25 protein-coding genes are annotated in these 25718 nt (G+C 67.4%); 14 read left to right on the plus strand and 11 right to left on the minus strand.

The features are described from left to right. The first annotated feature begins 6 nt into the window (after positions 1 to 6). Positions 7 to 924: a TIGR03620 family F420-dependent LLM class oxidoreductase gene (locus ACLMAL_RS22290; RefSeq protein ID WP_412000835.1), complete on the plus strand. Its 918-nt coding sequence runs from the start codon at positions 7 to 9 to the stop codon at positions 922 to 924. A gap of 24 nt (positions 925 to 948) precedes the next feature. On the opposite strand, the gene ACLMAL_RS22295 is transcribed toward ACLMAL_RS22290, so the two are convergent. Both ACLMAL_RS22295 and ACLMAL_RS22300 read right to left on the minus strand, forming a co-directional pair. Further along, positions 949 to 2184 carry an MFS transporter gene (locus tag ACLMAL_RS22295; RefSeq protein WP_412000836.1) on the minus strand — a complete coding sequence of 412 codons (1236 nt, stop codon included), beginning with the start codon at positions 2182 to 2184 and terminating at the stop codon, positions 949 to 951. 195 nt (positions 2185 to 2379) lie between these two features. After that, positions 2380 to 3228 carry an SDR family oxidoreductase gene (locus ACLMAL_RS22300; RefSeq protein ID WP_412000837.1) on the minus strand — a complete coding sequence of 283 codons (849 nt, stop codon included), beginning with the start codon at positions 3226 to 3228 and terminating at the stop codon, positions 2380 to 2382. A gap of 80 nt (positions 3229 to 3308) precedes the next feature. Here ACLMAL_RS22300 and ACLMAL_RS22305 point away from each other — a divergent pair, with 80 nt between their 5' ends. Together ACLMAL_RS22305 and ACLMAL_RS22310 are read left to right on the plus strand one after the other, a co-directional pair. Next, the gene (locus tag ACLMAL_RS22305) at positions 3309 to 4274 is read left to right on the plus strand and encodes an AraC family transcriptional regulator (protein ID WP_412000838.1); all 966 of its coding nucleotides are present in this window, start codon (positions 3309 to 3311) and stop codon (positions 4272 to 4274) included. Continuing rightward, positions 4271 to 4693 (plus strand): acyl-CoA thioesterase, encoded by a 423-nt coding sequence (locus ACLMAL_RS22310; protein WP_412000839.1) that lies wholly within the window; start codon positions 4271 to 4273, stop codon positions 4691 to 4693. Before ACLMAL_RS22305 ends, ACLMAL_RS22310 begins: the two co-directional genes overlap by 4 nt. Before the next feature lie 97 nt (positions 4694 to 4790). Here ACLMAL_RS22310 and ACLMAL_RS22315 read toward each other — a convergent pair whose 3' ends face one another. Together ACLMAL_RS22315 and ACLMAL_RS22320 are read right to left on the minus strand one after the other, a co-directional pair. Further along, positions 4791 to 5594: an SDR family oxidoreductase gene (locus ACLMAL_RS22315; RefSeq protein WP_412000840.1), complete on the minus strand. Its 804-nt coding sequence runs from the start codon at positions 5592 to 5594 to the stop codon at positions 4791 to 4793. A gap of 157 nt (positions 5595 to 5751) precedes the next feature. Next, positions 5752 to 6285, minus strand: coding sequence for an Lrp/AsnC family transcriptional regulator (locus ACLMAL_RS22320; protein WP_412000841.1), 534 nt, complete (start codon positions 6283 to 6285; stop codon positions 5752 to 5754). Positions 6286 to 6430: 145 nt separating this feature from the next. Here ACLMAL_RS22320 and pdhA point away from each other — a divergent pair, with 145 nt between their 5' ends. From pdhA to ACLMAL_RS22340, 4 genes are all read left to right on the plus strand, one after another. After that, positions 6431 to 7543: a pyruvate dehydrogenase (acetyl-transferring) E1 component subunit alpha gene (gene pdhA, locus ACLMAL_RS22325; protein ID WP_328409769.1), complete on the plus strand. Its 1113-nt coding sequence runs from the start codon at positions 6431 to 6433 to the stop codon at positions 7541 to 7543. Then, positions 7540 to 8514 carry an alpha-ketoacid dehydrogenase subunit beta gene (locus ACLMAL_RS22330; RefSeq protein ID WP_412000842.1) on the plus strand — a complete coding sequence of 325 codons (975 nt, stop codon included), beginning with the start codon at positions 7540 to 7542 and terminating at the stop codon, positions 8512 to 8514. Before pdhA ends, ACLMAL_RS22330 begins: the two co-directional genes overlap by 4 nt. Before the next feature lie 28 nt (positions 8515 to 8542). Further along, positions 8543 to 9907, plus strand: coding sequence for a dihydrolipoamide acetyltransferase family protein (locus ACLMAL_RS22335; RefSeq protein ID WP_412000843.1), 1365 nt, complete (start codon positions 8543 to 8545; stop codon positions 9905 to 9907). A 243-nt stretch (positions 9908 to 10150) separates the two neighbouring features. Continuing rightward, a complete protein-coding gene (locus ACLMAL_RS22340; RefSeq protein ID WP_412000844.1) occupies positions 10151 to 10645 on the plus strand; it encodes a nucleoside 2-deoxyribosyltransferase domain-containing protein in 495 nt (164 codons plus the stop codon). Between the two features lie 4 nt (positions 10646 to 10649). Here the strand turns inward: ACLMAL_RS22340 and ACLMAL_RS22345 are convergent, their stop codons facing one another. Then, a complete protein-coding gene (locus tag ACLMAL_RS22345; RefSeq protein ID WP_412000845.1) occupies positions 10650 to 11912 on the minus strand; it encodes a benzoate/H(+) symporter BenE family transporter in 1263 nt (420 codons plus the stop codon). Between the two features lie 373 nt (positions 11913 to 12285). On the opposite strand from ACLMAL_RS22345, the gene ACLMAL_RS22350 reads away from it, so the two are divergent. Continuing rightward, on the plus strand, positions 12286 to 13104 hold the full coding sequence (locus ACLMAL_RS22350) for a sulfurtransferase (RefSeq protein WP_412000846.1): 819 nt from the start codon (positions 12286 to 12288) through the stop codon (positions 13102 to 13104). Between the two features lie 254 nt (positions 13105 to 13358). On the opposite strand, the gene ACLMAL_RS22355 is transcribed toward ACLMAL_RS22350, so the two are convergent. Further along, entirely contained in the window at positions 13359 to 13721 is a 363-nt protein-coding gene (locus ACLMAL_RS22355; protein WP_412000847.1) for a hypothetical protein, read from the minus strand. Positions 13722 to 13913: 192 nt separating this feature from the next. On the opposite strand from ACLMAL_RS22355, the gene ACLMAL_RS22360 reads away from it, so the two are divergent. Beyond that, positions 13914 to 16838: a DEAD/DEAH box helicase gene (locus ACLMAL_RS22360; RefSeq protein ID WP_412000848.1), complete on the plus strand. Its 2925-nt coding sequence runs from the start codon at positions 13914 to 13916 to the stop codon at positions 16836 to 16838. Further along, complete coding sequence (locus ACLMAL_RS22365; RefSeq protein WP_412000849.1) at positions 16835 to 17602, plus strand: hypothetical protein; 768 nt, start codon at positions 16835 to 16837, stop codon at positions 17600 to 17602. The genes ACLMAL_RS22360 and ACLMAL_RS22365 overlap by 4 nt, the downstream gene beginning before the upstream one ends. 7 nt (positions 17603 to 17609) lie before the next feature. Here the strand turns inward: ACLMAL_RS22365 and ACLMAL_RS22370 are convergent, their stop codons facing one another. After that, the gene (locus ACLMAL_RS22370; protein ID WP_412000850.1) at positions 17610 to 18098 is read right to left on the minus strand and encodes an LIC_13387 family protein; all 489 of its coding nucleotides are present in this window, start codon (positions 18096 to 18098) and stop codon (positions 17610 to 17612) included. Positions 18099 to 18172: 74 nt separating this feature from the next. On the opposite strand from ACLMAL_RS22370, the gene ACLMAL_RS22375 reads away from it, so the two are divergent. Together ACLMAL_RS22375 and ACLMAL_RS22380 are read left to right on the plus strand one after the other, a co-directional pair. Continuing rightward, complete coding sequence (locus ACLMAL_RS22375; RefSeq protein ID WP_412000851.1) at positions 18173 to 18703, plus strand: TetR/AcrR family transcriptional regulator; 531 nt, start codon at positions 18173 to 18175, stop codon at positions 18701 to 18703. A 169-nt stretch (positions 18704 to 18872) separates the two neighbouring features. After that, positions 18873 to 19637 carry a helical backbone metal receptor gene (locus ACLMAL_RS22380; protein ID WP_412000852.1) on the plus strand — a complete coding sequence of 255 codons (765 nt, stop codon included), beginning with the start codon at positions 18873 to 18875 and terminating at the stop codon, positions 19635 to 19637. 109 nt (positions 19638 to 19746) lie between these two features. Here the strand turns inward: ACLMAL_RS22380 and ACLMAL_RS22385 are convergent, their stop codons facing one another. Then, on the minus strand, positions 19747 to 20154 hold the full coding sequence (locus ACLMAL_RS22385) for a DUF3224 domain-containing protein (RefSeq protein ID WP_412000853.1): 408 nt from the start codon (positions 20152 to 20154) through the stop codon (positions 19747 to 19749). Positions 20155 to 20405: 251 nt separating this feature from the next. Beyond that, positions 20406 to 21902, minus strand: coding sequence for a flavin-containing monooxygenase (locus ACLMAL_RS22390; protein WP_412000854.1), 1497 nt, complete (start codon positions 21900 to 21902; stop codon positions 20406 to 20408). A 324-nt stretch (positions 21903 to 22226) separates the two neighbouring features. On the opposite strand from ACLMAL_RS22390, the gene ACLMAL_RS22395 reads away from it, so the two are divergent. Further along, positions 22227 to 22538: a hypothetical protein gene (locus ACLMAL_RS22395; RefSeq protein ID WP_412000855.1), complete on the plus strand. Its 312-nt coding sequence runs from the start codon at positions 22227 to 22229 to the stop codon at positions 22536 to 22538. A 69-nt stretch (positions 22539 to 22607) separates the two neighbouring features. Here ACLMAL_RS22395 and ACLMAL_RS22400 read toward each other — a convergent pair whose 3' ends face one another. Continuing rightward, positions 22608 to 23687: an amidohydrolase family protein gene (locus ACLMAL_RS22400; protein WP_412000856.1), complete on the minus strand. Its 1080-nt coding sequence runs from the start codon at positions 23685 to 23687 to the stop codon at positions 22608 to 22610. Positions 23688 to 23767: 80 nt separating this feature from the next. Here ACLMAL_RS22400 and ACLMAL_RS22405 point away from each other — a divergent pair, with 80 nt between their 5' ends. Then, positions 23768 to 24736: a hypothetical protein gene (locus tag ACLMAL_RS22405; RefSeq protein ID WP_412000857.1), complete on the plus strand. Its 969-nt coding sequence runs from the start codon at positions 23768 to 23770 to the stop codon at positions 24734 to 24736. 272 nt (positions 24737 to 25008) lie between these two features. On the opposite strand, the gene ACLMAL_RS22410 is transcribed toward ACLMAL_RS22405, so the two are convergent. Then, the gene (locus ACLMAL_RS22410; RefSeq protein WP_412000858.1) at positions 25009 to 25635 is read right to left on the minus strand and encodes a TetR/AcrR family transcriptional regulator; all 627 of its coding nucleotides are present in this window, start codon (positions 25633 to 25635) and stop codon (positions 25009 to 25011) included. Positions 25636 to 25718 lie beyond the last annotated feature (83 nt).

Here is a 25718-nt window from a genome sequence, read left to right on the forward strand (position 1 = left end):
ACGATGATGGTGGAACGGGCACTCGGCAGGGTTGGTATCTGGACCTTCGCCTTCGACGGGCAACCGGCGGGACTGGTCCGAGACGCCGCCGCGGAGATCGAGGAACTGGGCTACGGGGCCCTCTGGTTCGGCGAAGCGTTCGGCCGTGACACCGTGGGGCAGGCGTGGCTGTTGCTCGGTGCGACCGAAAAGATGGTGATCGCCGCGGGCATAGCCAATGTGGCACTGCGTGATCCGATGGCGCTGGCCACCGCCGAGCGCGCGCTCGGCGAGGCGTTTCCCGGCCGATACCTGCTCGGGCTCGGCGGCCAGCGGGTCGGTGGGCGTTCGATCGACGCCGGCGGATACACGATTCCCTCGGGCGGCCAACCGTTGGCGCTGATGCGCGGATATCTCGACGCGATGGATGCTGTTCCGCAGTACGGGCCGACACCCGACCCGCCGCCGCGACGGGTACTCGCCGCTTTGGGGCCCAAGATGCTGGCGTTGGCGGCCGAACGTACCTGGGGCGCGCACCCGTACCACGCGCCCGTAGAGCACACCGCTGAGGCGCGGCGGATCATCGGGTCGGATGCGTTCCTCGGCGTCGAGCAGGTCGTCGTCCTCGACACCGATCGGATGCGGGCCCGTGCGGTCGCCCAGGCGCATATCGCGGGCTATCTCGATTCGGCGCCACACCAGGTGGCCAATGTCCGGCGGCTGGGTTTCGGTGACGCGGACATCCTGGGCGGCCCGAGCTCACGCCTCGTCGACGCGATCGTGGCGTACGGCGATGTGGACACGATCGCCGACCGGGTGCGCGGACATCTGGACGCGGGGGCCGATCACGTATGCCTGCAAGTGCTTTCGACAGATCCCTCGGTATTGCCACTGCCGCAGTGGCGGGAGCTGGCCGCGCTTGCTCGACCGACAGCTCTCGGGTGACCGGCCAGGTTGTCGCCGATGCACTCAGTTCCGTTGCGGAGCAACAACACCCGCGTAGCGGCAGCATAGGAGTACCGCGATGAATGGGACGGCCATCGCGACCGTGAGGGGCACCAGGGCGGTGAGCCAGCCGATCACCGCGGGGCCGGCGAGCAGGCCGAAGTAGCCGAGGCTGAAGACGCGGGACATGTCGGTGGCGGCGGTGTCGGTACCGAGATTGCCTGCCGCGGTGAAGATTTGGGGGACGGTGCCGGACAGGCCGAGTCCGGCGATCGCCCAGCCGAGCAAGGACAGCGGCACCCAGCCGGACACCATGATCAGGCCCATGCCGAGGGCGGCGAGTGCGCTGCCGTAGCGGACCAACGTGACACGGCCGAACGCGCCGCTGATGCGGTCCGCGGTGAATCGGCCCGCGGTCATGGTGATCGAGAAGGCGCTGTAGGCCAGCGCCGCGGTGGCCTCGTCGACACCGAGGTGCTCGCGCATCTGCAGCGTGCTCCAGTCGTTGGCCACGCCCTCGGCGAGCAGCACGCCGAAGGCTATAGCTGCCAGCGCCAGCACCTTTCGGCGCTGATCTGCACGACTGGGCTGCTGCCCAGCCTGCGCTCCGGGACCGTCGATCGGGTCCGTTCGGCTGCCGCCGTCGGGCGGTGCGGTGGACGGTTCGGGAGTCCTCGATTCGGATCGGGTATCGCGGAGCAGTTGCGGGACAACCGCGGCGGTGACGATCAAGCCGGCGATCGCCGCGAGCGTCAAGGTCGGTCGCGCGTCCCAACCTGCGCGCAATGCCGCCGCACCGATCAGTGATCCGAGGAGTCCGCCGCCGGAGAACAACGCGTGGAATGCGGACATGATCGGACGTCCATAGCTGCGTTCCACGTGTACCGCTTGGGTATTCATCGACACGTCCAGCGCTCCGTTGCCGAAACCGAAGCAGGCCAGCGCAATAGCCAGCGTGACAGGGCCGTTGGCAAGGCCGGGGCCGAGCACCGCGACCGACGCGATGGCCGCGGCTACACCGACCAGGGTGCGACTGCCGAAGCGGTCCGCGAGCGGGCCGGCGATCCGCATGCCGACGATGCCCGTGCCTGCCATCAGCAGGATGAACATGCCAAGCGTCGACTTCGAAACGCCGGTGTGATCGGTGACGGCCGGAATGTGGACCACCCACATGGCCAGCAGGAAACCGTTCAGTGCGAACACTACGAATACTGCGACACGAGCGATACGGGTCGCAGGGTCGATCGTCGAGGTTGTCACCGATTCGACGGTACCGACGATAGTTCCGAGGGGCGAGCGGTCGCGTCGCGGCCGTGGTCGCGGGCTGTTCCCACAACAACACACTCGCCGCGCCCAGGCTGTAGAGCCCGGTCGGAACCAGACACTGTCGGCTCGCTACGGTCCGGGTGGATGGATCGCGCCGTCCGCCCACCCGGTAACCGACTTCCCAATTCCCTACTGGCCCGGTGTGTTCCAGACCCCGGAGACCGCCGCATCCCGGACGTACTCGGAGAAATCCTTCGGCTGCCTGCCGAGCGCGCGGTGCACGCCGTCCGTGGTTGCGGAGTTCCTGCCGTCCAGCACCGTGCCGAACAGGTAGTCGAGCAGGCTGACCACATCGGCGGGAACTTGGTATTCGGTCAGTGCCGCAATGAAATCGGTCCGGGACAGCGGGATATAGGCGATCTCGCGCTCGGTCGCCGCCGCGATCTCGGCGACGGCCTCCGCGAAGGTCAGCGCGCGCGGTCCGGTCAGCTCGTAGACCTCGCCCTTGTGCCCGTCCTCGGTGAGCGCGGCGACAGCCACGTCGGCAATATCGTCGGCGTGCACGAACGGCTCGGGAACGTCACCGTTGGGCAGCGCGACCTCACCGGCGAGTACATAGTCGGTGAAGGCGCCCTCGCTGAAGTTCTGGGCGAAGAAGCTGCAGCGCACAACGGTCCAGTCGAGGCGGGAATCCTGCACGATCTGCTCGCATTCCAGTGCCTCCGGTTCGCCGCGGCCGGACAGCAGCACGAGCTTTCTGACGCCGGCGGCCCTGGCCGCGGTGGCGAACGAGCGAATGGCCACCGGTGCGCCGGGTACGGCGAGGTCGGGCTGGTAGGCGATGTACACCGCGTCGACACCGGTCAATGCCGGAGTCCAGGTGGCGCGGTCTTCCCAATCGAACGGAACATCCGCGGTGCGGGAGCCGATCCGGACCGGATGACCGGCCGCACGCAGTCGGGTCACGATGCGGCTGCCGGTCTTGCCCGTGCCGCCGGTTACGAGGATGAGGTGCTGGTGAGCGGTGCTGTTTGTCATGGTTCGAGTACATCGGCCGAGCGCGAGACGGGACATAGTTCAGCGGCTCATGATCATGTGTATTCGTCTACTGTTGTCGTGTGGATGCGCTCGCCAGTCTGCTCGAAGGTCCACGCGCCAGAGGTGCGTTCGTCATGTGCTCGCTGCTCGACCCGCCGTGGTCGCTGCGTATTCAAGACCAGGCCCCGCTGACGGTGGTCTCGATGATCCGGGGCACCGCGTGGGTGATGACCGAGCCGGGTAGAAAGGCTGCCGCGCCCCGGAAGCTGAGTGCGGGTGATGTCGCCATATTCCGAGGACCCGACCACTACACACTCGCCGACGACCCCGCCACCGAACCGCAGATCTATATCGATCCCGGCAATGTCACCAAGACTCCCGACGGTGAAATCCTGTGCGAGACTTTGAGTCTCGGCACGCGTCAATGGGGAACCGATGCGGACGGCACGACCGCCATGGTGACCGGCACCTATGAGTCCGCGGGTGCGGCCAGCCAGCGCCTACTGCGTGCCCTGCCGCCCGTCGTCGTACTGTCGCGCGGCGATCTCGACAACCGGCTGCTCGACCTGCTCGTCGACGAAGCCGCCAAGGACGAGCCCGCCCAGACCGCGGTCCTGGACCGATTGCTGGACCTGGTCCTGATCACCGCGCTGCGCGCCTGGTTCGCCCGCAACGACGCACCCGCGTGGTACCACGCCTACAGCGACCCGCTGGTCGGCAAGGCGCTGCGGCTCCTGCAACACAACCCGGCGCACGGTTGGACGGTCGCCAGCCTGGCCGAGGCGGTCGGCGTCTCACGAGCCGCACTGGCTCGCCGCTTCACCGACCTGGTCGGCGAACCGCCGATGGCATTCCTCACCGAATGGCGTCTCGCACTCGCCGCCGACTATCTCCAGGAGTCCGACGCCACCATCGAATCGATCGCCCGCCAAGTTGGCTACGGCAGCGCCTTCGCGCTGAGCACCGCGTTCAAACGCCACTTCGGCGTCAGCCCTCGCGACCACCGTCAGGGCGCGACCCCGGCTGAGCTATCGTCGGCTGGGTGACGCAGCAGTATCCAGTCCTTTGGCCGGTGCCGACCCGGTGGGCCGATAACGACCACTACGGGCACGTGAACAACGTGACGTACTACTCGTATTTCGACACTGCGGTCAATGCGTGGCTGATTCAGGCCACCGGCACCGATATTCGGGAGCTGCCCGCGCTCGGTGTGGTCGCCCAGACTTCCTGCCAGTACCTCGGGTCGCTGAGCTTTCCCGACCGACTCCAGGTCGGCTTGCGCATTTCCCGGCTCGGGCGCTCCAGCATCACCTACGACCTGGCGATCTTCCGCGAAGACGGCGACGCTCTCGAGCTTGCCGCCACGGGCAGCTTCGTGCATGTCTACGTCGACGCCGAGACCCGCAAACCGGTAGAGATTCCCGAGGTCATCCGCACTGCTGCCGCCACGCTCGTCACCGAGTAGGCCTCCCGGCAGGCGCGGGCCGTCAGGTTATCGGCGGTAGTGAAATGGTGGTTGGGGCAGGTCTCCGGGGGCGCCATTCGACTGCCCTCGATACCGGCTAGCTCTGTAGGGCGGATTGGAAGCGGCGCATGCCTTCGAGCCAGCGGTCGTAGTCGGCGCCCTTGTGGCGGTACATTTTCAGGACCTCGGGGTGGGGGAGGATCAGGAAGTGTTCGGCGTCGACGCCTGCGAGGATGACCTCGGCGACCTGCTCGGGTGTCAGCACGGCACCTGCGGTGGTGACGGCTTTGATGGCGAGTTCGCCGGCGGCGGCGTCTTCGGGGATGAGCCCGCCGCGGAGTAGCTGGGTGTCGACGCCCATCGGGCATACGCAGCTGACACGGATCCCTTTGTCTCCGTAGGTGACCGACAACCATTCGGCGAAGCCGACGGCGGCGTGCTTGGTCACCGAATAGGGTGCGGAGCCGATTTGGGTGAGTAGTCCGGCCGCCGACGCGGTGCTGACGAAATAGCCGCTGCCGCGCTCCAGCCAGCCGGGCATCAGCAGTCGCGCGGCCCGCACATGGGCGAGCACATTGACTTCCAGCGCGGCCGACCACTGCGCATCGGTGCTGTCGAGCCCTGGTCCGCCGCCGATTCCGGCGTTGGCGAAATACAGGTCCACCGGGCCGAATTCGGCGGCGGCGCGATCGATCAACCCCTGGATCGTCTGCTCGTCGGCAACATCGCCGCCGACCGCCACCGCGCTCGCGCCGATCGAATCGGCGACGCCCGCGACGGCGTCCGTATCCAGGTCGGCGAGCACCACCCGCGCACCGTTCGCGGCCAGCCCTCGCCCCAGCGCAGCCCCGATGCCCGCACCTGCACCGGTGACGATCGCAACCTTGCCCGAAATCTCCATGCCCGCACCCTAGAACTCGGCGACCACCTCGTACAGCGCGGGATTGGCGGTGGCGTAGGTCGGCGCCGCGGCAAGGCGCTGCTGGAAAGCGGGATTCGTCCCGGGCCGCCCGCCACGCCTCGGCGCTGTCCCACTGCGTCACCCGGGCGCGTCGTCGTTACGGACGGATGCCGGGTTCCAGCGCCGACCGCGGGTAGGAGCCCGACCCGGCCAGCCGGTCGAGCAGCGGAGCGGTACGCGGCCCGACCAATTCCCGCATCACCAAGGCCATATTGGTCCGTTCCACGCCGGGGATCTTCAGGATTTGCCCGGCGATCCGGTACAGGTCGTCCGCGTCCTGGGCGACCACCCGGACGGTCAGGTCGGTCGGCCCGGTCATGCCGCACACCTCGGTCACCTCCGGCACCTCGGCAAGTTCGTCGACCACTGAATCCAGCTGGTGCTGATCGACGACGACCGCGACGAAGGCCGACAGCGGATAGCCGAGAGCTCGCGCGTGGACCCGCCGCTCGAAGCTGCCGAGCACACCGCTCGCCTCCCAGCGCGACAGCCGAGCCTGCACGGTATTGCGGGACAGCCCGAGCCGGGTGGCCAGCTCCACACCGGTCGCGCGTGGATTGGCGACGAGCTCCAGCAGCAGCCGCGCATCGGTGGCGTCCAGGGTGGTGTCGACGGGTTCTCTACTGGACATACAACGCAGTATGACATTGCTTGCCCCGCTCGAATTGGGCATTCTGCTCACTCGTGTGTCGAACGCTTGCGCAGATCGACATCTGAGGCATGCTGAGTGATATAGGACACACGCGCTCGGCGCCCGTGGTGAGGAGGCGATCACGATGCCAGACAAGTCTGCGTATCCCATCCAATTGATCCAGCCCGACGGCCGTCGCGTGTTCGACAGGGAGTATGCCGCGCTGGTCGCCGATATCGGGCCCGAGCAGCTGCGCGACCTGTACGAAGATCTGGTCGTCACCCGCAGGATCGATATCGAGGCCACCGCACTGCAACGCCAGGGCCAACTCGGACTGTGGGCCCCGATGCTCGGCCAGGAGGCCGCCCAGATCGGCTCGGCGCGCGCACTGCACCCCGACGACTACGCGTTCTGCAGCTACCGCGAGCATGCCGTCGCCTACTGCCGCGGCGTCCATCCCACCGAACTGACCCGGCTGTGGCGCGGCGTCGCGCACTCGTGCTGGGATCCGCACGCAGTGAACATGACCAACCCGAACATCATCGTCGGCTCACAGGGTCTGCACGCGACCGGCTACGCCTACGCCGCCCACCTCGAGGGCGCGGAAATCGCGACCATCGCCTATTTCGGCGACGGTGCAACGAGCCAGGGCGATCTCGCCGAGGCGCTCGGCTTCGCCGCGAGCTGGAGCGCGGCGGTGGTGTTCTTCTGCCAGAACAACCACTGGGCGATCAGCTCCCCGGTGCGCATCCAGAGCGCGACGCCGATCGCGCGCCGCGCCTACGGTTACGGCATTCCCGGACTCCAGGTCGACGGCAACGATGTGCTCGCGGTGCTGGCGGTGACCAGGCAGGCCATCGCACGGGCCAGGTCGGGCGGCGGCCCGTCGTTCATCGAGGCCATCACCTATCGAATCGGCCCGCACACCACCGCCGACGATCCCACCCGCTACCGCTCCGCCGCCGAGACCGAGGAGTGGAAGCGCCGCGATCCGATCGACCGGCTGCGCAAGCTGCTGGAACGGGAGTCGCTGTGGGACGAGGCATTCGAGCGGCGAGTTGCCGCCCATGCCGACGAGGTCGCGCATCAAGTGCGATCCGCAACGATCGATATGCCCGATCCGGCGCCGATGGAGCTGTTCGAGCACGTCTATGCCACCCCGCATCCGCTGATCACTCAGGAGCGGAGCGAGTACGCGCAGTATCTGGCCGGCGATCCCGGCGATGCTGCGGTGCACCAGGAAGGAGTCCACTCATGATCACCACCTTCGCGGCCGCCCTCAACGCCGGGTTGCGGCGGGCGCTGGAAGACGACCCGAAGGTCGTGCTGATGGGCGAGGACATCGGCCACCTCGGGGGCGTGTTCCGGGTGACCGACACCTTGCAAAAGGACTTCGGCAACAACCGCGTCGTTGACACTCCGCTCGCCGAATCCGGCATCATCGGAACGGCTTTCGGCATGGCGCTGCGCGGCTTTCGGCCGGTCTGCGAGATCCAGTTCGACGGCTTCGTGTATCCGGCGTTCGACCAGATCGTCTCGCATGTTGCCAAGATTCACTTTCGGACACAGGGCAAGGTGATCGCGCCCCTCACGATTCGCATTCCGTTCGGCGGCGGGATCGGTTCGGTGGAACACCATTCGGAGTCGCCGGAGGCCTATTTCGCGCACACCGCCGGACTGCGGGTGGTGACACCGAGCAACCCGGCCGATGCGTATCTCATGATCCGCCAGGCGATCGCGCTGGACGACCCGGTGATCTTCTTCGAACCCAAGCGGCGCTACTGGGACAAGGCCGACGTCGACTTCGCTGCGATCGACGACATCCCGCTGGACCGGGCGCGAGTGTGCGTACTCGGCGCCGACGTGACTGTTGTCGCCTACGGCGGCACCGTGGGGACCGCGCTGACCGCGGCGAAAATCGCTGCCGAGGAGGGGCATTCGCTCGAGGTAATCGATTTGCGCAGCCTCTCGCCGATCGACTTCGACACCATCGAGGCGTCGGTCACCAAGACCGGCCGGCTGGTCGTGGTGCACGAGGCGCCGGTTTTCGCGGGGCTCGGCGCCGAAATCGCCGCGCGCATCACCGAGCGCTGTTTCTATCACCTGGAGGCGCCGGTATTGCGCGTCGGCGGGTTCGACATCCCCTACCCCCCGGCTAAGCTCGAAAAGCACCACCTGCCCGACCCCGACCGCATCCTGGCGGCGGTCGATCGCTCGCTCGCCGCCTGACCTCGCCCGCTCAGTGAGAGGTGCCTCCGTGGCAGATCTGGAATTCCGGCTACCCGACCTCGGCGAAGGGCTCGCGGACGCCGAACTGGTGTCCTGGTCGGTGGGCATCGGCGACACGGTGGAGTTGAATCAGACGATCGCGGAGGTCGAGACTGCCAAGGCCGTCGTCGCGTTGCCGTCGCCGTTCGCGGGGACGGTCGTCGAGCTGCTCGCCCAGCCGGGCGACACCGTGCTGGTGGGCGCGCCACTGATCCGCGTGCGCACCGAGGCGGATGCCCCCGCGCCGACCGCCGCAGAACAAGACAACTCGGTGCCGGACAGTTCGGCGAACGGCACCGGACGCACCGCCGTGCTCGTCGGCTACGGTCCCGAAGGGGAGACAGCTTCCCGTCGCCGCAGGCCTGCTCCGGCCGCAGTGGAACCCGATGCGCCGCAGGATAATACGGTCGCACCGGTGCCGCAGACCGCCCGAGCCGCGGCGACACCAGCGGCCCGCAGGCTCGCCCGCGAACTCGGGATAGACCTCTGGTATGTCGCGGGTTCCGGACCTGACGGCGCGGTGACCGTCGAGGATGTCCGCGACGCCGTCCCGGTCTCCCAGCCGCGCCCGGCGGCCACCCGCGCCCCGGCTCGGGCAGCGGCGGCTCCGCGGTCGGACAGCGATCAGCACGGCGGCCTGATCCGGCCCGCCGCCCGCGAGGAACGCACCCCGATCAGCGGCATCCGCAAGCGCACCGCGGCGGCCATGGTCGCGAGCGCTCGCACCATCCCGCAGGCGAGCACCTTCGTCAGCCTCGACTTCACCGCATCGATGGAGTTGCTCGACCACTTGCGCACCACGAAGTCGTTCCAGGGGCTGACGCTGACTCCGCTCGCGCTGATCGCCAAGTCCGTTCTCGCCGCCCTCGCGGAATTCCCCGATATCAATGCATGGTGGGACGAAGCGAAGCAGGAGATCGTCACCAAGCACTATGTGAATCTGGGCATCGCGGTAGCCACCGACCGCGGCCTGCTGGTGCCCAATCTCAAGGAAGCTCAGGCACTGAGTCTGCGCGAGCTGTGCCAGGAGATCGGCTGGCTGGCCGAAACGGCCCGGTCGGGCAGCGCGACGCCCACCGATCTGCGTGGCGGCACCTTCACCATCACCAATGTCGGAGTGTTCGGTGTCGATATCGGGGTACCGCTGGTCAATCCCGGTGAGGCGGCGATCCTGTGCCTCGGCTCGATCCGCAAGCGGCCCTGGGTGTTGCGCGACGAGGTGGCTGTCCGCTGGGTCACCACCCTCGGCATCAGCTTCGATCACCGCATGATCGACGGTGAGCTCGCCTCCCGATTCCTCGCGACCGTCGCGGGTCTTCTCGAGGACCCGCTCACTCTCCTCGGCCGCATGTAGTCACACATTCGCCGATGCAACGGGTGCACGGCCGCCACGTCACCGGGACGAGCGGGGGTAATCCTGGTGGTGCTCGGCATGCTGCCGCGTTTCGGACGGATCTGCTCACCGGCGGCGTACCGACCGCGAAATCCGACCCGGTGCCCGTCTCCGCCTGAGCCGCAACCACTTACCCGCTCGCTGATCAGGTCTGTGGTCTCATAGGACCGGTCCCCGAAAGTAAGGCATGGAGGCGGAACGCGCATGAACGACCGAGTCACTGTGATCTGGGCGCGCGAGCCCATCCCGGCCGGGCCGAGTGTGTTCCTCGCCGGTCCGACGCCACGGGACGCCGACACGCCTTCCTGGCGTCCGGCTGCCATAGCCGCCATCGAAGCGCACTGGCAAGGTCCTGGACCGCTGCTGGTGCTTGCTCCGGAAACCGGGGGCGGGCTGCGGGAATCGGACTACGACGATCAGGTCGACTGGGAGGTCGCCGGACTCGACAGCGCCAGCGCGATCCTGTTCTGGATCCCGCGGGATATTCGGCGGCTGCCGGGCTTCACGACCAACGTGGAGTTCGGCCTGTATGCCCGCTCGGGCCGGGTCGTCCTCGGGTGTCCGCCGGATTGCCCGAACCCGGAGCGCAACCGCTACCTGGTGTCGACCGCGCGGCGTTATGGGGTGCCCGTGATCGAAAACCTCACGGACACAGTCACTTCGGCGCTCGCAGTGGTCGGCGCCGCATCCGCACGCTGAGGGTTCAGGACCGAGCCGTGCGGCGGGTGAGGACCTGCCGGACCACCAGTCCGGCGATCAGCGCCCAGAAGGCCGCGCCGATGCCGAGGAAGCCGACGCCGGACGCAGCGATCAAGAAGGTGACAACGCCTGCTTCGCGGTGCTGCTCCGACTTCAGTGCGCCTGCCAATGCCGCGGCCAGGGTGGCAAGCAGAGCCAGGCCCGCAACGGTTTCCAGGGTGCCCTTCGGTGCGGTCGCGATCAGGGTGACCAGTGCGGCCGAGCCGAGCGCGAGGATCAGGTAGGTGACGCCCGCGGTGAAGGCCACGATCCAGCGTCGTTTGGGGTCCGGGTGCGCCGCGGGTGCGGCCGACAGGGCGGCGCTGATCGCGGCCAGGTTGATCGCGTGGCCGCCGGCGGGAGCGCCGAGGATGGTGCCGATGCCGGTCACGCTCATGGCCGCGCGCCATGGCACTTTGTAGCCGAAGGAACTCATCACCGCGATGCCGGGAAGGTTCTGCGAGGCCATGGTGACGATGTAGAGCGGGATCGCGACGCCGATCATCGCCTGCCAATTCCAGTGCGGCAGTGTCAGTTCGATCGAGGGCGCCATCGCGGCGAGATCGAGGTGCTTGTGCTGCACCGTGATGCTGATCCCCGCACCCACGGCCGCGGTAGCGAACGCTGCGATCACCGCCCACCGCTTGGCCACGCGTTGCAGCACCAGCCAGACAACGATCACCGGAACCACCACCGCCGGACTGGTCTGCACCGCTTTCACGGGAGCCAGGCACAGGGGCAAGAGCACCCCCGCCAGCATGGCCTGTGCGATCTCCACCGGAATCGCGGCAACCAGCCGGCCGAGCCGCTGCCACAACCCCGTGATCACGATCAGCACACCGGCGAGGGCGAACGCGCCGACCGCCGCGGCCCAGCCGCCCGCCACCGCGCCGGTGCTCGCGAGCAGCGCGGCCCCCGGCGTCGACCACGCCAGCGTGATCGGCATTCGATACCGATAGCTCAGCAACATCATGCCGACGGCTTGGGTGACACAGATCGCGAGCAGTCCCGACGCCGCCTGCGCCGAGGTGGCCCCGACTGCGGTCAAACCACCGAGCACGACCGCGAACGAACTGGTGAACCCGACCAGAGCCGTGACCACCCCGGCCCCGAGCGGGTGTGCGAGCCCTGTTTCAGTGGACCCTCCCTCGGCCTCGGGCCACCCGATCGGCTCGGGTGAAACGCTCGAACTGGTCGGCTCGGGTGACACGCTCGAAGCGGTCGGCATCGTCGGCTCCGGTGAAACGCTCGAACTCGGCGCTGGGTGCTCATATGAGTCGGTCGGGTCCGGCGAAAGCGTTGATCCGGGAAGTGCCGCAGGTTCGTGCGGCATCGTTGAATCCGGCATCGGATCGGTCGTTTCGGACGCCGGGGAAACCTGGGGCATCTCCGGGATACTGCCGTCACCCGCCACCGCATGTCACCAGCCAGTGGTCCGGAACTGGACTGAATTCCGGCCGCGATGTGGGCAAGACTACGGATGCGGGGCAGATCGGTACTACCGCCGAGTACTTTCGATCCGCGCGGACACCGCCGCCCGCAACTGCGTAGGGTGGGAAAAGTCGGTGCTCGAGGGTACGGATTCCGAACAAGGAGCTGTGGTGGGCGCGGTACTTATCTCGGCAGGGGAGTTGCGGGAAGCCTTGGCGGACAAGCAGGTTCGCCTGCTCGATGTGCGCTGGGCATTGGGTGACCCGGACGGCCCGCAGCATTATCTCGACGGCCACATTCCCGGCGCAGTGTTCGTCGACTTGGAGACCGAACTGGCCGCGCCGCCTTCGCCGGCGCGTGGACGTCATCCGCTCCCCGAGGTCGCGCAGCTGGAGAAGTGTGCGTGCAGCTGGGGGGTGCGGACCGGTGATCCCGTCGTCGTCTACGACGCGACCGGCGGCATGGCGGCGGCGCGGGCCTGGTGGCTGCTGCGCTGGGCCGGGATCGCCGATGTGCGGATCCTCGACGGCGGACTGCCCGCGTGGACGAGTGCAGGCGGTGCGATCGCCGCCGGCAGCGAGCCGGATCCCGAACCCGGCGATGTGCAGCTCAGCCCAGGGCACCTGCCGACCATCGACGCCGACGCGGCGGCCAAATGGGACGGCGTGCTGCTCGATGCGCGCGCAGGCGAGCGCTTTCGCGGCGAGGTGGAGCCGATCGATCCGCAGGCGGGACATATCCCCGGCGCGCACAGCGCGCCGACCTCGGCAAACCTGGATGCCGCCGGCCGCTTCCGCGCTGCGGACGAATTGCGCAGCCGCTTCGCCCAATTCGGTTCCGGGCCGGTCGCCGTGTATTGCGGTTCCGGCGTCACCGCGGCCCATCAGGTTGCGGCACTCGCGGTCGCCGGTGTGCAGGCCGCCCTCTATCCGGGTTCGTGGTCGCAATGGTCGAACGACCCCAAGCGCCCGGTCGCCACCGGTAGCTGAGGTTCGATCACGGGCAGGTGCAGGCGACGTCGTTCAATGCGCGTTGTCGGTGGTGGTCACCGGCAGGTTGTATCGGATGGCGACGGTGTTGTATTTGCCTGCGTAGACAGTTGCCTGCACGGGCGGGTGGCAGCCATGCGCTGAGAGCAGCAGCCATCGCCGAATGTCGGCAGGGCGTCGGATCTACCCGCGCGAACCGACATTCGTAGAATCCGGAGATCGTGCGCCCGGCAAAAAATTGCCGCGGGCGGACCTCATAACCAGGCGCGAGCCAGTAACTCGTCGTCGGTGACCTCGCTCGAGCGTGGCGGGAATCTGGTGGCCGCGATGGATTCGACGCGCACGCCGTCATGCCCGATAAGCCACGATCCGCCGCGTTCCTCGCACTCCGCGATCTTGGCGAAGGCGGTGAGCAGGAAGGTGATCGCGTCACGCGGATCCAGTGTGCGGGCCAAGCGCTGTGATTCACCGGCACGGGACAGGTCGAGCCACACGCCGCACTGTCCGTCCAGTCGCATACCGACGATCTTGGCGGTATTCACGAAGGTGAATCTGCGTCGTTCCCACGGCGTCGTAGGCGTGAAGCTCTGCTCGAGTGCCTGGAGCAGAATCGTCATGCTGCTGCCCTCCGCTTTTCATAGATACCTAAAACTCTGTGGTAGATACCTAAGCTTCCCGCTGGCACCTAGTTCCGATTCAGCCGCAATGACCAGGGGATATCCCAGTATGTTCCGACCGCGCTCAGAAATCCAGGAATCCGGCGCGACGGCCGGCGCAGGAGTGTCGGACCCGCCTGCTTGGATAGATTGATGCTGCACGGTCTGTGGTCGCCGGGATCGGGGTTGCTGCTCTGGCAGCGCTCGCCGGTCGTCGCGCTACCCGATCCGCTGGGCAGTGTGCTGCGGACGTCGCGATTCCGGCATCGGGCCGAGGTGCTGGTGATCGGGTCGGATGCGGAGCAAACGCCCGGAGTGCCGGCCGAGCGCGCACATGGGGTGGCCACCGGGCAAGCGGGTGGACACACGGCGGCGCACTTGCGTGCGCACGAGGCGCCGACCCAGCAGGTGCGCGCGCACGCCATGGCGCCGGTCGCAGCGGCGGTCGGGTTGCGGCAGCGGTTGCCCGCCGAGGCGGTCGCGGGGGATCTGCGCTTCCTCGCCCATGTCGCGCACGGCATCGAACGCTGGGCGCGGGCCGGCCGGATCGTGCCGGAGCTGCGCCGCGACGATGGCCAATGGTGGGTGCGCTGGCGGCTGGTCGGCGGCGAGCGGCAACGCGCCTGGCTCGCCGAACTTGCCGTGGCCATGCCCGCCGCCCTTCGCGTTGCCGGTCGGCCCGGTGCAGTGCTCGACGACATGGTCGCCGAACTCACCGATCCCATTGCCAGAGAACTGCTCGACCTCGGGGAGTCCACCCATCCGCTGGTGGCCGCGCTGCTCGGTGATGTGGCGCTGGACGGCGGAAGTCACCGGCTGGCCGAGGCACTCGAACGGTGGCGCGCGAGCCTGACCGGTGATGAGCCGAATCTGGTGTTGCGGCTACTGGAGCCGGACGGCGAACTCGGCACCGAGGACGAGGCGGTGGCCCTGTGGCGCTTGGAGGTGTGCCTGCAGACCGAGGGCGAGGCCCCGAGTCCTGTACCGCTCCATGGTGATCCGAGTCTGGTTCGCACCGCGGTGGAAAAGCTGGGGGTCGCGCAACGCGCCTATCCGCGGCTGCGCGACCTGCCGAGTGACCCCCGTGCGCTGGATCTGCTGCTGCCGACCGAGGTGGTCGTCGACCTGGTCGCCCATGGTGCGCACGCGCTGCGGGCGGACGGCATTCGACTGATGCTGCCGCGGGCCTGGAACATTTCGTCCCCGACCATGCGCATGCGGGTGGACAGCGCCGTGCCTGCCGCCGAGAGCACGGTCGGTATGCGCGGACTCGTCTCCTACCGTTGGGAACTCGCGCTCGGCGACACCGTGCTGACCAAGGCCGAGATGCAACGACTGATCACCGCCAAATCCGACCTGGTGCAGCTGCGCGGCGAGTGGGTGCAGGCCGACCACAAGGTGCTCGCCGCCGCGGCCCGCTACGTCGCCGCCCACACCGACGACACCGAACTCACCTTCGCCGATCTGATCGGCGAACTCGGCGCGGGCCATGTCGCGAAGGTGCCGATCACCGAAGTCACCGCGACCGGCTGGGCCGCGGAACTGCTCGATCAGGCGCGCGAACCCGAACCGGTGCCAACGCCGATCGGACTGAAGGCGCAACTGCGGCCCTACCAGGAGCGCGGCCTTTCCTGGTTGGCCACCATGAGCCGGTTGGGTTGCGGTGCAATCCTTGCCGATGACATGGGGCTGGGCAAGACGGTGCAGGTACTCGCCCTGCTGGTGCATGAGCGCGAAGCGGCGGGCGGGTGGCCTGGCGATGGTGGAGAGTCGGGCGACGGTTCGCCCGGTCCGACCCTGCTGGTGTGCCCGATGTCGGTGGTGGGTAACTGGCAGCGCGAGACCGAGCGGTTCGCGCCGGATCTGCGGGTGTGGGTGCATCACGGGGTCGGGCGACTGGCGGGCGAGGAGTTGGACACGGCGGTGGCGGACGCGGATCTGGTGATCACGACCTACGCGCTGCTGGCGCGGGATGCCACGGAGCTGGGTCGCAGGCAGTGGGATCGGATCGTGCTCGACGAGGCGCAGCACATCAAGAATGCGGCGACCAGGCAGGCGCGGGCGGCACGGTCGTTGCGGGCGCGGCATCGGCTGGCGCTCACCGGAACTCCGGTGGAAAACCGGCTGGAGGAGCTGCGGTCGATCATGGATTACGCGAACCCGAAGCTGCTGGGCACACCGCAGTCCTTCCGTGCGCGGTTCGCCGTGCCCATCGAACGGGAGCGTGACGAGAACGCGGTCAGCCGCCTGCGCATGATCACCCAGCCGTTCGTGCTGCGCCGGGTGAAGACCGATCCCACCGTGATCAGCGACCTGCCGGAGAAGCTGGAAATGACGGTGCGGGCCAACCTGACGGTGGAGCAGGCGGCGCTGTATCAAGCGGTGGTCGACGACATGATCGACAAGATCAGGGACGCGAAGGGCATGGCGCGCAAGGGCGCTGTGCTCGGGGCGCTGACCCGCCTCAAGCAGGTGTGCAACCATCCGGCGCATTTCCTCGGCGACGGTTCCGGCGTGCTGCATCGCGGCAGCCATCGCTCGGGCAAGCTGGCCCTGGTGGAGGACGTGCTCGACGCCGTGCTCGCCGACGGCGAGAAGGCATTGCTGTTCACCCAGTTCCGCGAATTCGGCGACCTCGTCGCGCCCTACCTCGTCGAGCGTTTCGGCACCGAGATCCCTTTCCTGCACGGCGGTGTGCCGAAGAAGCGTCGCGACACCATGGTGACCCGGTTCCAGGAGCCCGGCGGCCCGCCGTTGATGCTGTTGTCGCTCAAAGCAGGCGGCACCGGACTGAACCTCACCGCGGCCAATCACGTGGTGCACCTGGACCGCTGGTGGAATCCGGCGGTGGAGAACCAGGCCACCGACCGTGCGTTCCGCATCGGTCAGCAGCGCAATGTGCAGGTGCGCAAGCTGATCTGCGTCGACACCATCGAGGAGCGGATCGACGAAATGATCAGCGGCAAGCGGCAACTCGCTGATCTGGCTATCGAGGCGGGGGAGAACTGGATCACCGAGCTGAGCACCGACGAATTGCGTGATCTGTTCGCCCTCGGGTCGGAGGCGGTGGGCGATTGAGTCCCTACACCGACTACAGCAAGTACGGCAAGCGCCGCCCGGTGTCGGGCGGGGTCGAGGCGCGCAGCCGCCGTGGCGCATTCGGGCACACGTGGTGGGGGAAGGCACTGATCGAGGCGGTGGAAGCGATGTCGGAGCCGGGTCGGCTGGCCCGCGGCCGCACCTACGCCAGATCCGGGCAGGTGGTGAGCTATCGGATCGAGCCGGGCGCGGTGACCGCCGAAGTGCAGGGCAGCCAGCCCCGTCCGTTCACGGCAGTGTTCACCGTCCGACCGCTGCGGGACGAGGAACTGGCGCTGCTCATCGAGACCATCCGCACGGCACCGGGAATGCTCGCCGAGATCGCTTCCGGCGCCTTGCCGACGGGACTAGGCCCGCATCTATTGCCGACCACGGCCGCGGATCTGGATTTCGCCTGCACCTGCCCGGACCCCGGCTGGCCGTGTAAGCACGTCGCCGCGACCTGCTACCTGCTCGCCGAACGGCTCGACGAGCGCCCGCGCGAGATCCTGACGCTGCGTGGGCTCGATCTGGATACGCTCATCGCGGGCATCGAACGGGACCCGAATCCGGCGCAGTCCGATGATCCCTACGGCGACCGGGCCGAGCTGCCGAAGCTCCCGAAGATCGAATTCCATTCGGCCATGGATGATTTGGATCCGGTGCTGTTGCGACGAGCATTGCGCATGACCGCGGAGGACGAACAGATCGCCGCCGCCGGGCTGCGTGATCTGCGCACGCTCTACGACGAGCTCGGTCGCTGACGGCGCATCACCGCGATCGAACGCTCCGGCTCCCGGCCACGAACACCGCGGCGAAGCACAGGGTGGCCAGGGCGGATATCACGATGACCGGTTCGGGGAAATGCAGCAGGGCGATCCAGAAGACGCCTGCTGCCGCGACGACGCAGACGCCGTTGAACAGTGACCAGCGGGCAATCAATTGCGGGGCGGCGCGGACGGCGAAGATCACCACTAGCCCGAAAAGCATACCGAGCAGCCCCATTCCGACGCTGTAGCCGGTGTTCAGGTCGAACACGCTGAGCTGTCGGCCACCTTCGATCAAGGTCGTTGTGGTCCGCGCCGACAGTTCGTTGATTGCTTCCTCCGCCGGCGTATCCGCGCCGCCGAAGGCATGCACCACGAGCAGGTGCGCTAGGCCGATCGCACCGAGCAGTGCGGCGCCGGTGAAATGGACCGATGCGGCCCATCGTGCGGAAGTAGTGCTGCTCGATGCGGACGAGGTTGTTATCGCGGTCATCGCGACCTCCATAAACGCGGAAACTCGGGGTGCTCCCAGAAACAGAACAAAAGTTATGTTATAGGCTGAGCGACGTGGCAGGCAAGAGTTCATGGTTGGAATCGGGGCTGGTGATTCTTGGCACAGCGGGGCCGACCGGCCTCACCATCGACAAGTTGGTCGCGGCGACCGGGCTCAGCACCGGGTCCTTCTACCACCACTTTTCGGGCATGTCCGGCTATAAGACCGCGCTGCTCGCGTACTTCGAGGAAATGCACACCACCCGCTACCTGCGCGAGGTGCGGGCGGCCGCCGAGCGGCTCGATGGACGCGGCCGCCTCGAGCTGTTGATCGACTTGGTGCTCGAAGACGATGAGCCGGCCAACGTAGAAATGGCCGTGCGGGCATGGGCACTCAACGACCCGATCGCCGCCGCGGCCAAGGAACGCGTAGACAACGCTCGGCTCGGTTTCCTGCGGATTCTTCTGATGGAGTCCGGATATGCGGAGACCGATGCACACGACATCGCGCAGATCCTCTACCTGCTCGTGCTCGGAGCAGGCAGTGTGCTCCCCGCAGTGCCACCGGAGCAGCTTCGCGAGCTCTGTCGTCGGATCGTGGGATGAGCATCGACCGGCGGGTCGGCCGCGAATCAGGCTGTGGCGCAACCGGTTCGGGGGCGGTGATCTCGGGCGTGGACAACCCGGGCGCGATCGGGTGGCGGCGGGGGGTGTTCAGGTCGCCTCGGGCGTGGCCGGCCCGGACGTTGTTTCGGTGGCAGCGGGCGGTGATTCGATGACGTCGGTTGCAGACGACCTCGGGGTCGAAGTCGTGCTCGCCGGACGGGTACGGCGGGTAGTGTCCCTGGTGCCCTCGCTGACCGAGGCGGTGGCAGCCACCTGCCCGGAAACCCTTGTCGCGGCGACCGATTGGTGCAGCCACCCGGCCGATCTGAATGTCGAGCGTGTCCGAGGAACCAAGAACCCGAACGTTCGCCGCATTGTCGAGCTGACCCCCGACTTGGTGCTGTGTAATCAGGAGGAGAACCGCCGCATCGATGTCGAACGTCTGCGCAGCGCCGGAATCCCGGTGTGGGTCACCAGGATCGAGACGGTGCCCGCGGCCATCACCTCGCTGACCAGGCTTTTCACCGTTGCTCTCGGCGACGCGGTGCCGAGCTGGCTTACCGAGGCCGAATCTTCCTGGGCCGCAATGCCACCCGCGCCCGCCCGTAACGCCGTGATCCCCATCTGGCGCAACCCGTGGATGGTAGTCGGCCGCGACACCTTCACCGGCGACCTCGCCCGCCGCCTCGGCCTGAACCTGGTGCACGCCGACCGCCCCGACCGCTATCCACGCCTCACCGACGACGAACTGACCGCCGACATCGACCTGGCCGTACTCCCCGACGAGCCATACGTCTTCACTCAAACCGACGGCCCCGACGCCTTCCCCGGCATCCCTGTGGCCTTGGTCGAAGGTCGCGCACTCACCTGGTACGGACCCTCTCTCGCCACCGCCCGCGCTGTGCTCGCCGATCGAATAGACCGCGCGCGTTGACGGCTGTGCGAGGTGATCGCCGGCGGCTGGCGGCGGTGCGCTGGGTACCGTGCGATCAACGCTGCGTGTGCTGAACGTCGAGCGGTGACCGCGGCGGCGGTAGGGTGTCTCAGCCGAGCTCGTAGTCGAACCAGAGATGATGAGTGCCGTCTTCGTCCACGGTCAGGCCGCCGGTGCCCTTGATTCCTGCCAGGTCGCCGGTGCCGCTGGCGGGGACGATGATGAAAAACTCGGCCCCGCGATCGGTCCCGAGTGTGGTTGCCGAGTGGGCGAAGTTGAATGTCCCCGCCGCGCCGTTCAGAGTGCCTTCGAAGGACTCCATCGCAACATAGGTGCCGGCACCGGTGGCCTGGTCGAACGCGGCGGTGAACAACGTTGCCGAGCGCCCCTTGATCTCACCCTCGAAATCTTTCTGGATGTGCGCGATGCCGACTGGTAGCGCGGTGGTGATGGCCGGGTCGGGTACGACATCGGTCGGTACGAAGGACGAGACGGAAAAAGTGCCGGTTGCTTTCATGCGGCAGATGGTAGCGACCGGCACCGACAAGTGCCGGGCTGCTCGGGCCGTCCGTGCCCTCGCATGCGCTGGTCCCAGAACAGACCTAGTGGCCGCTGCGGGGGCGAGGGCTCGGATCAGGATCGCCGGCGAATTGTCCACGGCTGGTCGCACCCAGAAAAGGTCCGATCCTGTCGACTATCGATGGGCCGGCTGCAGACGCCTGAGCCCCAGCTCGACGCACACCGAAAGGCGAACCCCATCTGCGGGACTTATCGGCCACCCGTGGCGAATCGGTAATCGGCCATGTCGAAGTGGCCGCTGCGCCAGGCGGCCTCGACGGTGGTGGACGGACGCAGCGGGACGTCGCCGTGCGCGTCGAAGTAATAGCTGTTGGCCAGCGCACAGCTGTCCTGCCAGAAGACCTGGCCGTCGCGACGCGCCAGCATTTCCTGGAAGAAGCGGTCGTTGGCTGCCTTGGTGACCTCCACGAGGGTGGCGTTGGCCGCACGGGCCTGTCGCAGGCAGCGCAGGATGTGCCTGACCTGATACTCGATCAGTGCAAAATACGACGAGCCGTTGTAGCCGTAGGGTCCGATGATGGAGAAGAAGTTCGGAAAGCCGGGCACGCTGACGCCCTCGTAGGCCTGCAATCTATTGTCGTCCCACCACTTTTCGAGATCGCGGCCGCCGACGCCGCGCAGATCGTAAGTCGGCATATTGCCCGATTCCATCACCTTGAAGCCGGTCGCCAGAATGAGCACGTCCGCTGGGTGCTCGATGCCGCTCGACGTGCGGACGCCGGTGGCGATGATCTCCTGGATCGGGTCGGTTTCCAGCAGGACATTGTTGCGGTTGAAGGTGGCCAGGTAGTCGTTGGAGAAGCCGGGCCGTTTGCAGCCGAGACCGTAACGCGGCGTGAGCTTTTCACGGATGACGGGATCGGCGACCTGGCGCCGCAGGTGCGCGAGCCCCGCCCGCTCGGCGAGCTTGGCCATCGGTAGCGTGCCGTAATAGTGCGCCGAGATCGGGAAGGTGAACTCCACATAGGTCTGGCTGACCAGTCGGGTCAGCGTCCGTCCACCCGGTACGCGTAGCGCCAACCGGACCGGCTTCGGTAGCGGCAGATCCGGTCTGGGCAAACACCAGATCGGGGTGCGCTGAAACACCGTCAGCCGGTCGACCGCCGGTGCGATCTCGGGAATCACCTGGACCGCCGACGCGCCGGTCCCGATGATCGCGACACGCTTGCCGCGCAGATCCTGTCCGTGATCCCAGCGCGAGGTGTGCATGGTGACACCGTCGAAATCGGCGACGCCTGGGATATCGGGCAGCTTCGGCCTGGTCAGCACGCCGGTCGCGCTGATGAGGAAGCGTGCGGTGAGCTCGGTGCCATCCCCGGTGTGCAATCGCCAGCAGTGCCGGTCTTCATCGAACTCGGCCTCGGTAATCGTGGTGCCGAACCGGATCCGGGACCGCAGCTCGTATTTGTCCACGCACGATTCGGCGTACGCCTTCAGTTCCCGCCCCGGCGCGTACACCCGTGACCAGCTCGCCCGCTGATCGAAGGAGAACTGGTAGCTGAACGACGGTATGTCGACGGCGACACCGGGGTAGGTATTCCAGTGCCACGTCCCGCCGACCCCATCGGCTTCATCCACGATCAGGAAGTCCTCGAACCCCGCCTCCCGTAGCTTTATCGCCGCGCCGATCCCGGAGAACCCGGCCCCGACGACGATCACCTCGTGATCGATCGCGTTGCTGCTCATGCGACCTCCTTTGGCCTGCAAGCTCACCTCGCCCCCGCGTCACACGGTCCGAATCCTCGGCGCAGTCGACGCCGTGCTCGATGCCATCCACGGTACGGCCTGCGCCCACGGTCAACCAGGCGATCGGCCGGCTGATCACTCGACGAGCAGGACCTCAGCGTGCAGCTTTCTCGATGTTTGCCGCAGCCGTGCCCCTCGCCTCCTAGTCTCGCCAGCCGCTCGAGTCGAGAATCGAGTCCCAGGTCATGTAGGGGAGTTCGGGATGACGTTGGTGGACTATCTCGCCCGCCAGCGTGCCAGGGAGTGCCTTCCGGAGGTCGGCAAGTGCTGGTTTCCAATGGAGGTGGTGAGCGCACGGGTGCCGCCGAGCCGTGGGTGGGCTGCGTGCACGCGATCGGCGTAGCCCGGCGGCAGGTCCGCGGGGCTGCCACCGACATCGAGTCCGATGCCTTCCACGGCAATCCGCGCTCTGTCAGTTGGGTGAAACCGATCCTGCCCTTCGTCAACCCCGACCAGGGCGGACTGCTGCTCGCGGTGGCCTCCCTCATCAGCTGGGGCTGGGTATCAGTGCTCGCACTGCGCCACATGCCCGCCTTCGCAGCCCATGTCAGCTGGGGCGCACCCCACCCCGCCTGATCCCCGACACACCGAATCGGCCGTCACAAAGATCCTCGTGAGGGCCGATTTCCTGTTGGGGTTGGGAACTCAGGTTGCGGTATCGATTCGGTACAGCTGTAGCGCGGTCGTTCGGAAGATCTGTTCGAGTTCGGGTCTGCCGCCGCCGTGGCCGGTGATTGCGGCGGCTATCACCTCCACACTGTTGCCGATACTTGTAATCGGTTTGTCTACTGGGAAATTGGAGCCCCACAGGAGTCGGTCGGCGCCGAAGACGTCGAGTGTGTGTTCGACGAGTGGGCCGATCCGGTCCAGGAGTGCGGGGACCGGTGTCGGGTGACCCCGACGGGGGACGGGATGGCCGAGAACGGGCATCATCAGGCCGCTGATCTTCGCGAACACGTTCGGATTCGCGGCAAGCGCGGAGAGATTGTCGCGCCAGCGGATGAACAGTTCGCGGCGCAGGCTCGGATTCGTGCCGGTGTGCTTGCCGACGGGGCCGAAAATGCCTGCGGGAGTGCCGAGATGGTTCAGCACGATGGGCACCTCGGGATATCGTGCGGCCAACGCAGTGACATCCGGCAGTGCGTGCGAATACACCCACGCCTCGAAGCAGAGACCGCGCTCTGCCAGCGCCGCGAAGCTGTCCAGGAATGCCTTCGTGGTGAGGGCGCTTTCGGTCTTGGTGAACGAGCGCACATCACGGTCGGGGTGGTGGGCGACCATGGCGCGAATGCCGCGCAGCAGGGGAGACGCGGCGCGATGCGCGTCGAGCAGCTCGGCGAAATTCGGTGCTGCGGGATTCGCGTGGCCCAGGATCGCGCCGAGCGCGGGATTCACGCCGCCGAACGGTAGCTCTGCGACCCAACGGGTTTCGTCGGCCGCGGCCAGCGGTCCCGCTCCCGACCACCCGACCTCGATGTGCACGATCGCCTCGACCGGGGTCGCCTCCGCATCCGCGCGATAGTCCGCCGGCAGGTAGGGATGCGCGAAAAATATTGGATCACCGACGAATTCGCGGTCCCGCCGCGGCGCGAGCCGGATCGCGATCTCGATCGGCAGCGGCAAATACTTGAACAGCCGCGCCATGGCGCTGAAGTCTCGTGGCGTCGTCAGCGGATCCCACTGGTGGATGTGCGCATCGATGATGCGAATGCCTGTGAGGTCCATGGTGCCCGTCCCGTCGACGCCGACCGTCCGCTCCGGCGATTGTCACATGTCACCGCGGGAGCGGGGGCGATAATCACCGGGTGCAAGCAGAGCATCCGACGTCCGCCGCTTTGCAGCGGCTGGTCGACGAGGGGGTGTTGACCGCGGCCCAGCTCGAGGCGGTCGCAGCGGCGCTGGCTGCCGAGGAATCCGGCAATAGGCCGCCGCCGGGCAAGCTGCTCGCCGAGATCGCCGCCTATATCGGTGCCGGCTTGCTCTTCGGCGGCGGCGGGCTCGTGCTCGCCGGATCCTGGGAGGACATGGCGCGTGCCGCCCGGATTGTCACCTTCGCGGTGGTGACGAGCGGGCTCACGGCCGGTGGGATCGCCGTGGCCGGTGGATTCTGCACGCTGTTCCACCGCGCGGTCGACGGAAGCACCGCGCGGCTTCGGCTCGCGACAGTGTTGTTCGCCCTTGCCGCGGGGGCAGTGACCGTGACGGTGGGCACCGCGATAGGTAACGGCGACAGCGCCGCCGGGTGGGTCGGTGCGACCGTCGCGGGGACACTGGCGGCCATCCTCGGCTACCTCGCGCTTCCTTCGCTGACCGGCTTGCTCACCTGCGCTGTTTTCAGTGCCTGCATGGTCCCTGCGGTGCTCGATGTAACCTTCGGCATCGACGAGCCGTGGATCGGCGTCGGCTTGTTCGGGCTCGGCGGAATCTGGTTCGCGCTCACCCGAATAGGCGCATTCGCCGAGCTCTGGGCCGGCTACTCGGTGGCGATCCTGATCTCGCTGCTCGGCGCTCAACTGACCGGGGACCACAATCTGACCCCGGCCTACTCACTCACCGCCATGGTGGCCGTCGCCTGCTTCGCGCTCTATGCCGCGCAGCGCTCGGCCGTTCTGGTCATCGGGGGCGGCGTCGCGGTTGCCCTGGCCGCGGCGGAGGCGGTATGGCAGTGGACCGACGGAGCAGTCGGCGCTGCGGGTTCGGTATTGGCCGTCGGCGCAATAGTTCTCATCATCGGCGCGGTACTGCTCGCGCGCGCGTCGAAAACGTCCTCGTAGCCGTCGCTGCTCAGCGCGGTAGGTCGCCCGCGCAGTGCGCACGGTGGCCTCGGCTGCGGCGTACTCATGTGCGGTGGTCGCTGAGCCGGCGTGGTTCGGTGGTTTCGGCCACCGCGCACTCGGCCGTTGTACGTCGCTGAGGTGGTGGGTTCCGTGGTTTCGGTTCGGTGTTGCGGGCTGTCGAGGTGGGGGTTCGGTGGTTTCGGTTCGGTGCTCTCGGCTGTCGTAGGTCACTGAAGTGGTGTGGTGCAGTAGTTTCGGCTGCAGCACACTCAGGTGCCGTAGGCAGCCGAGAAGGTGCGCACGGCGGCTTCGGCGACGGCGCGCAATTCAGTGTCCGGCACGACTCGGGCACCGAGTTGCGAGCGCCGCTCCAGTGGGCCGGTGAGCAGTGCGAGCAGTTGTTCGGCGGCGACGGTGGGGTCGCACGGGCGCAGTCTGCCTGCCAACGCCAGTCGGGCCAGCCGGTCGGCCAGTGCCTCTGCGACGCCCTGTGCCGTGCGTTCCAGCACGGTTGTCGTCAGGTCGGGCAGGTTGGCGTGCTGCGCGTAGGTGAGCCGTCGCAGGTCGCGGGCGCGCTCGCCCGCGCAAACCTCGAGCAGTCGATACGCGGTGTCGCTGAGGGCCGCGGGCAGGTCCTCGCCCGGATCGCGCAATCGTTCGACGATGGCGAGGATCTCGGCCGACACCGCGTCGGCCGCCGCGAGAATGGCGTGCCGAAAGAGCGTCTCCTTGTCGGTGAGGTGGTTGTACACCGTCGGTTTGGCGACGCCCGCCTCGTCGGCGATCTCCTGCACACAGGCCTTCTCGTACCCGCGCCGGGCGAAGACAGTGAACGCCACATTCAGGATGGCCTGCCGCTTGTCGATGCGGCCCCGCGCGGCCGTTGCTCGCGTCACTCCTGCATGGTATCGCCCGCGCTCTCCCGAATGAACTCATGGGTTCAGACTTGTGCATCTACTAGTTCGTTTATTAATTTGAA

Origin of the sequence: Nocardia sp. CWNU-33, assembly GCF_046764895.1 — a bacterium.
GTDB lineage: Bacteria > Actinomycetota > Actinomycetes > Mycobacteriales > Mycobacteriaceae > Nocardia.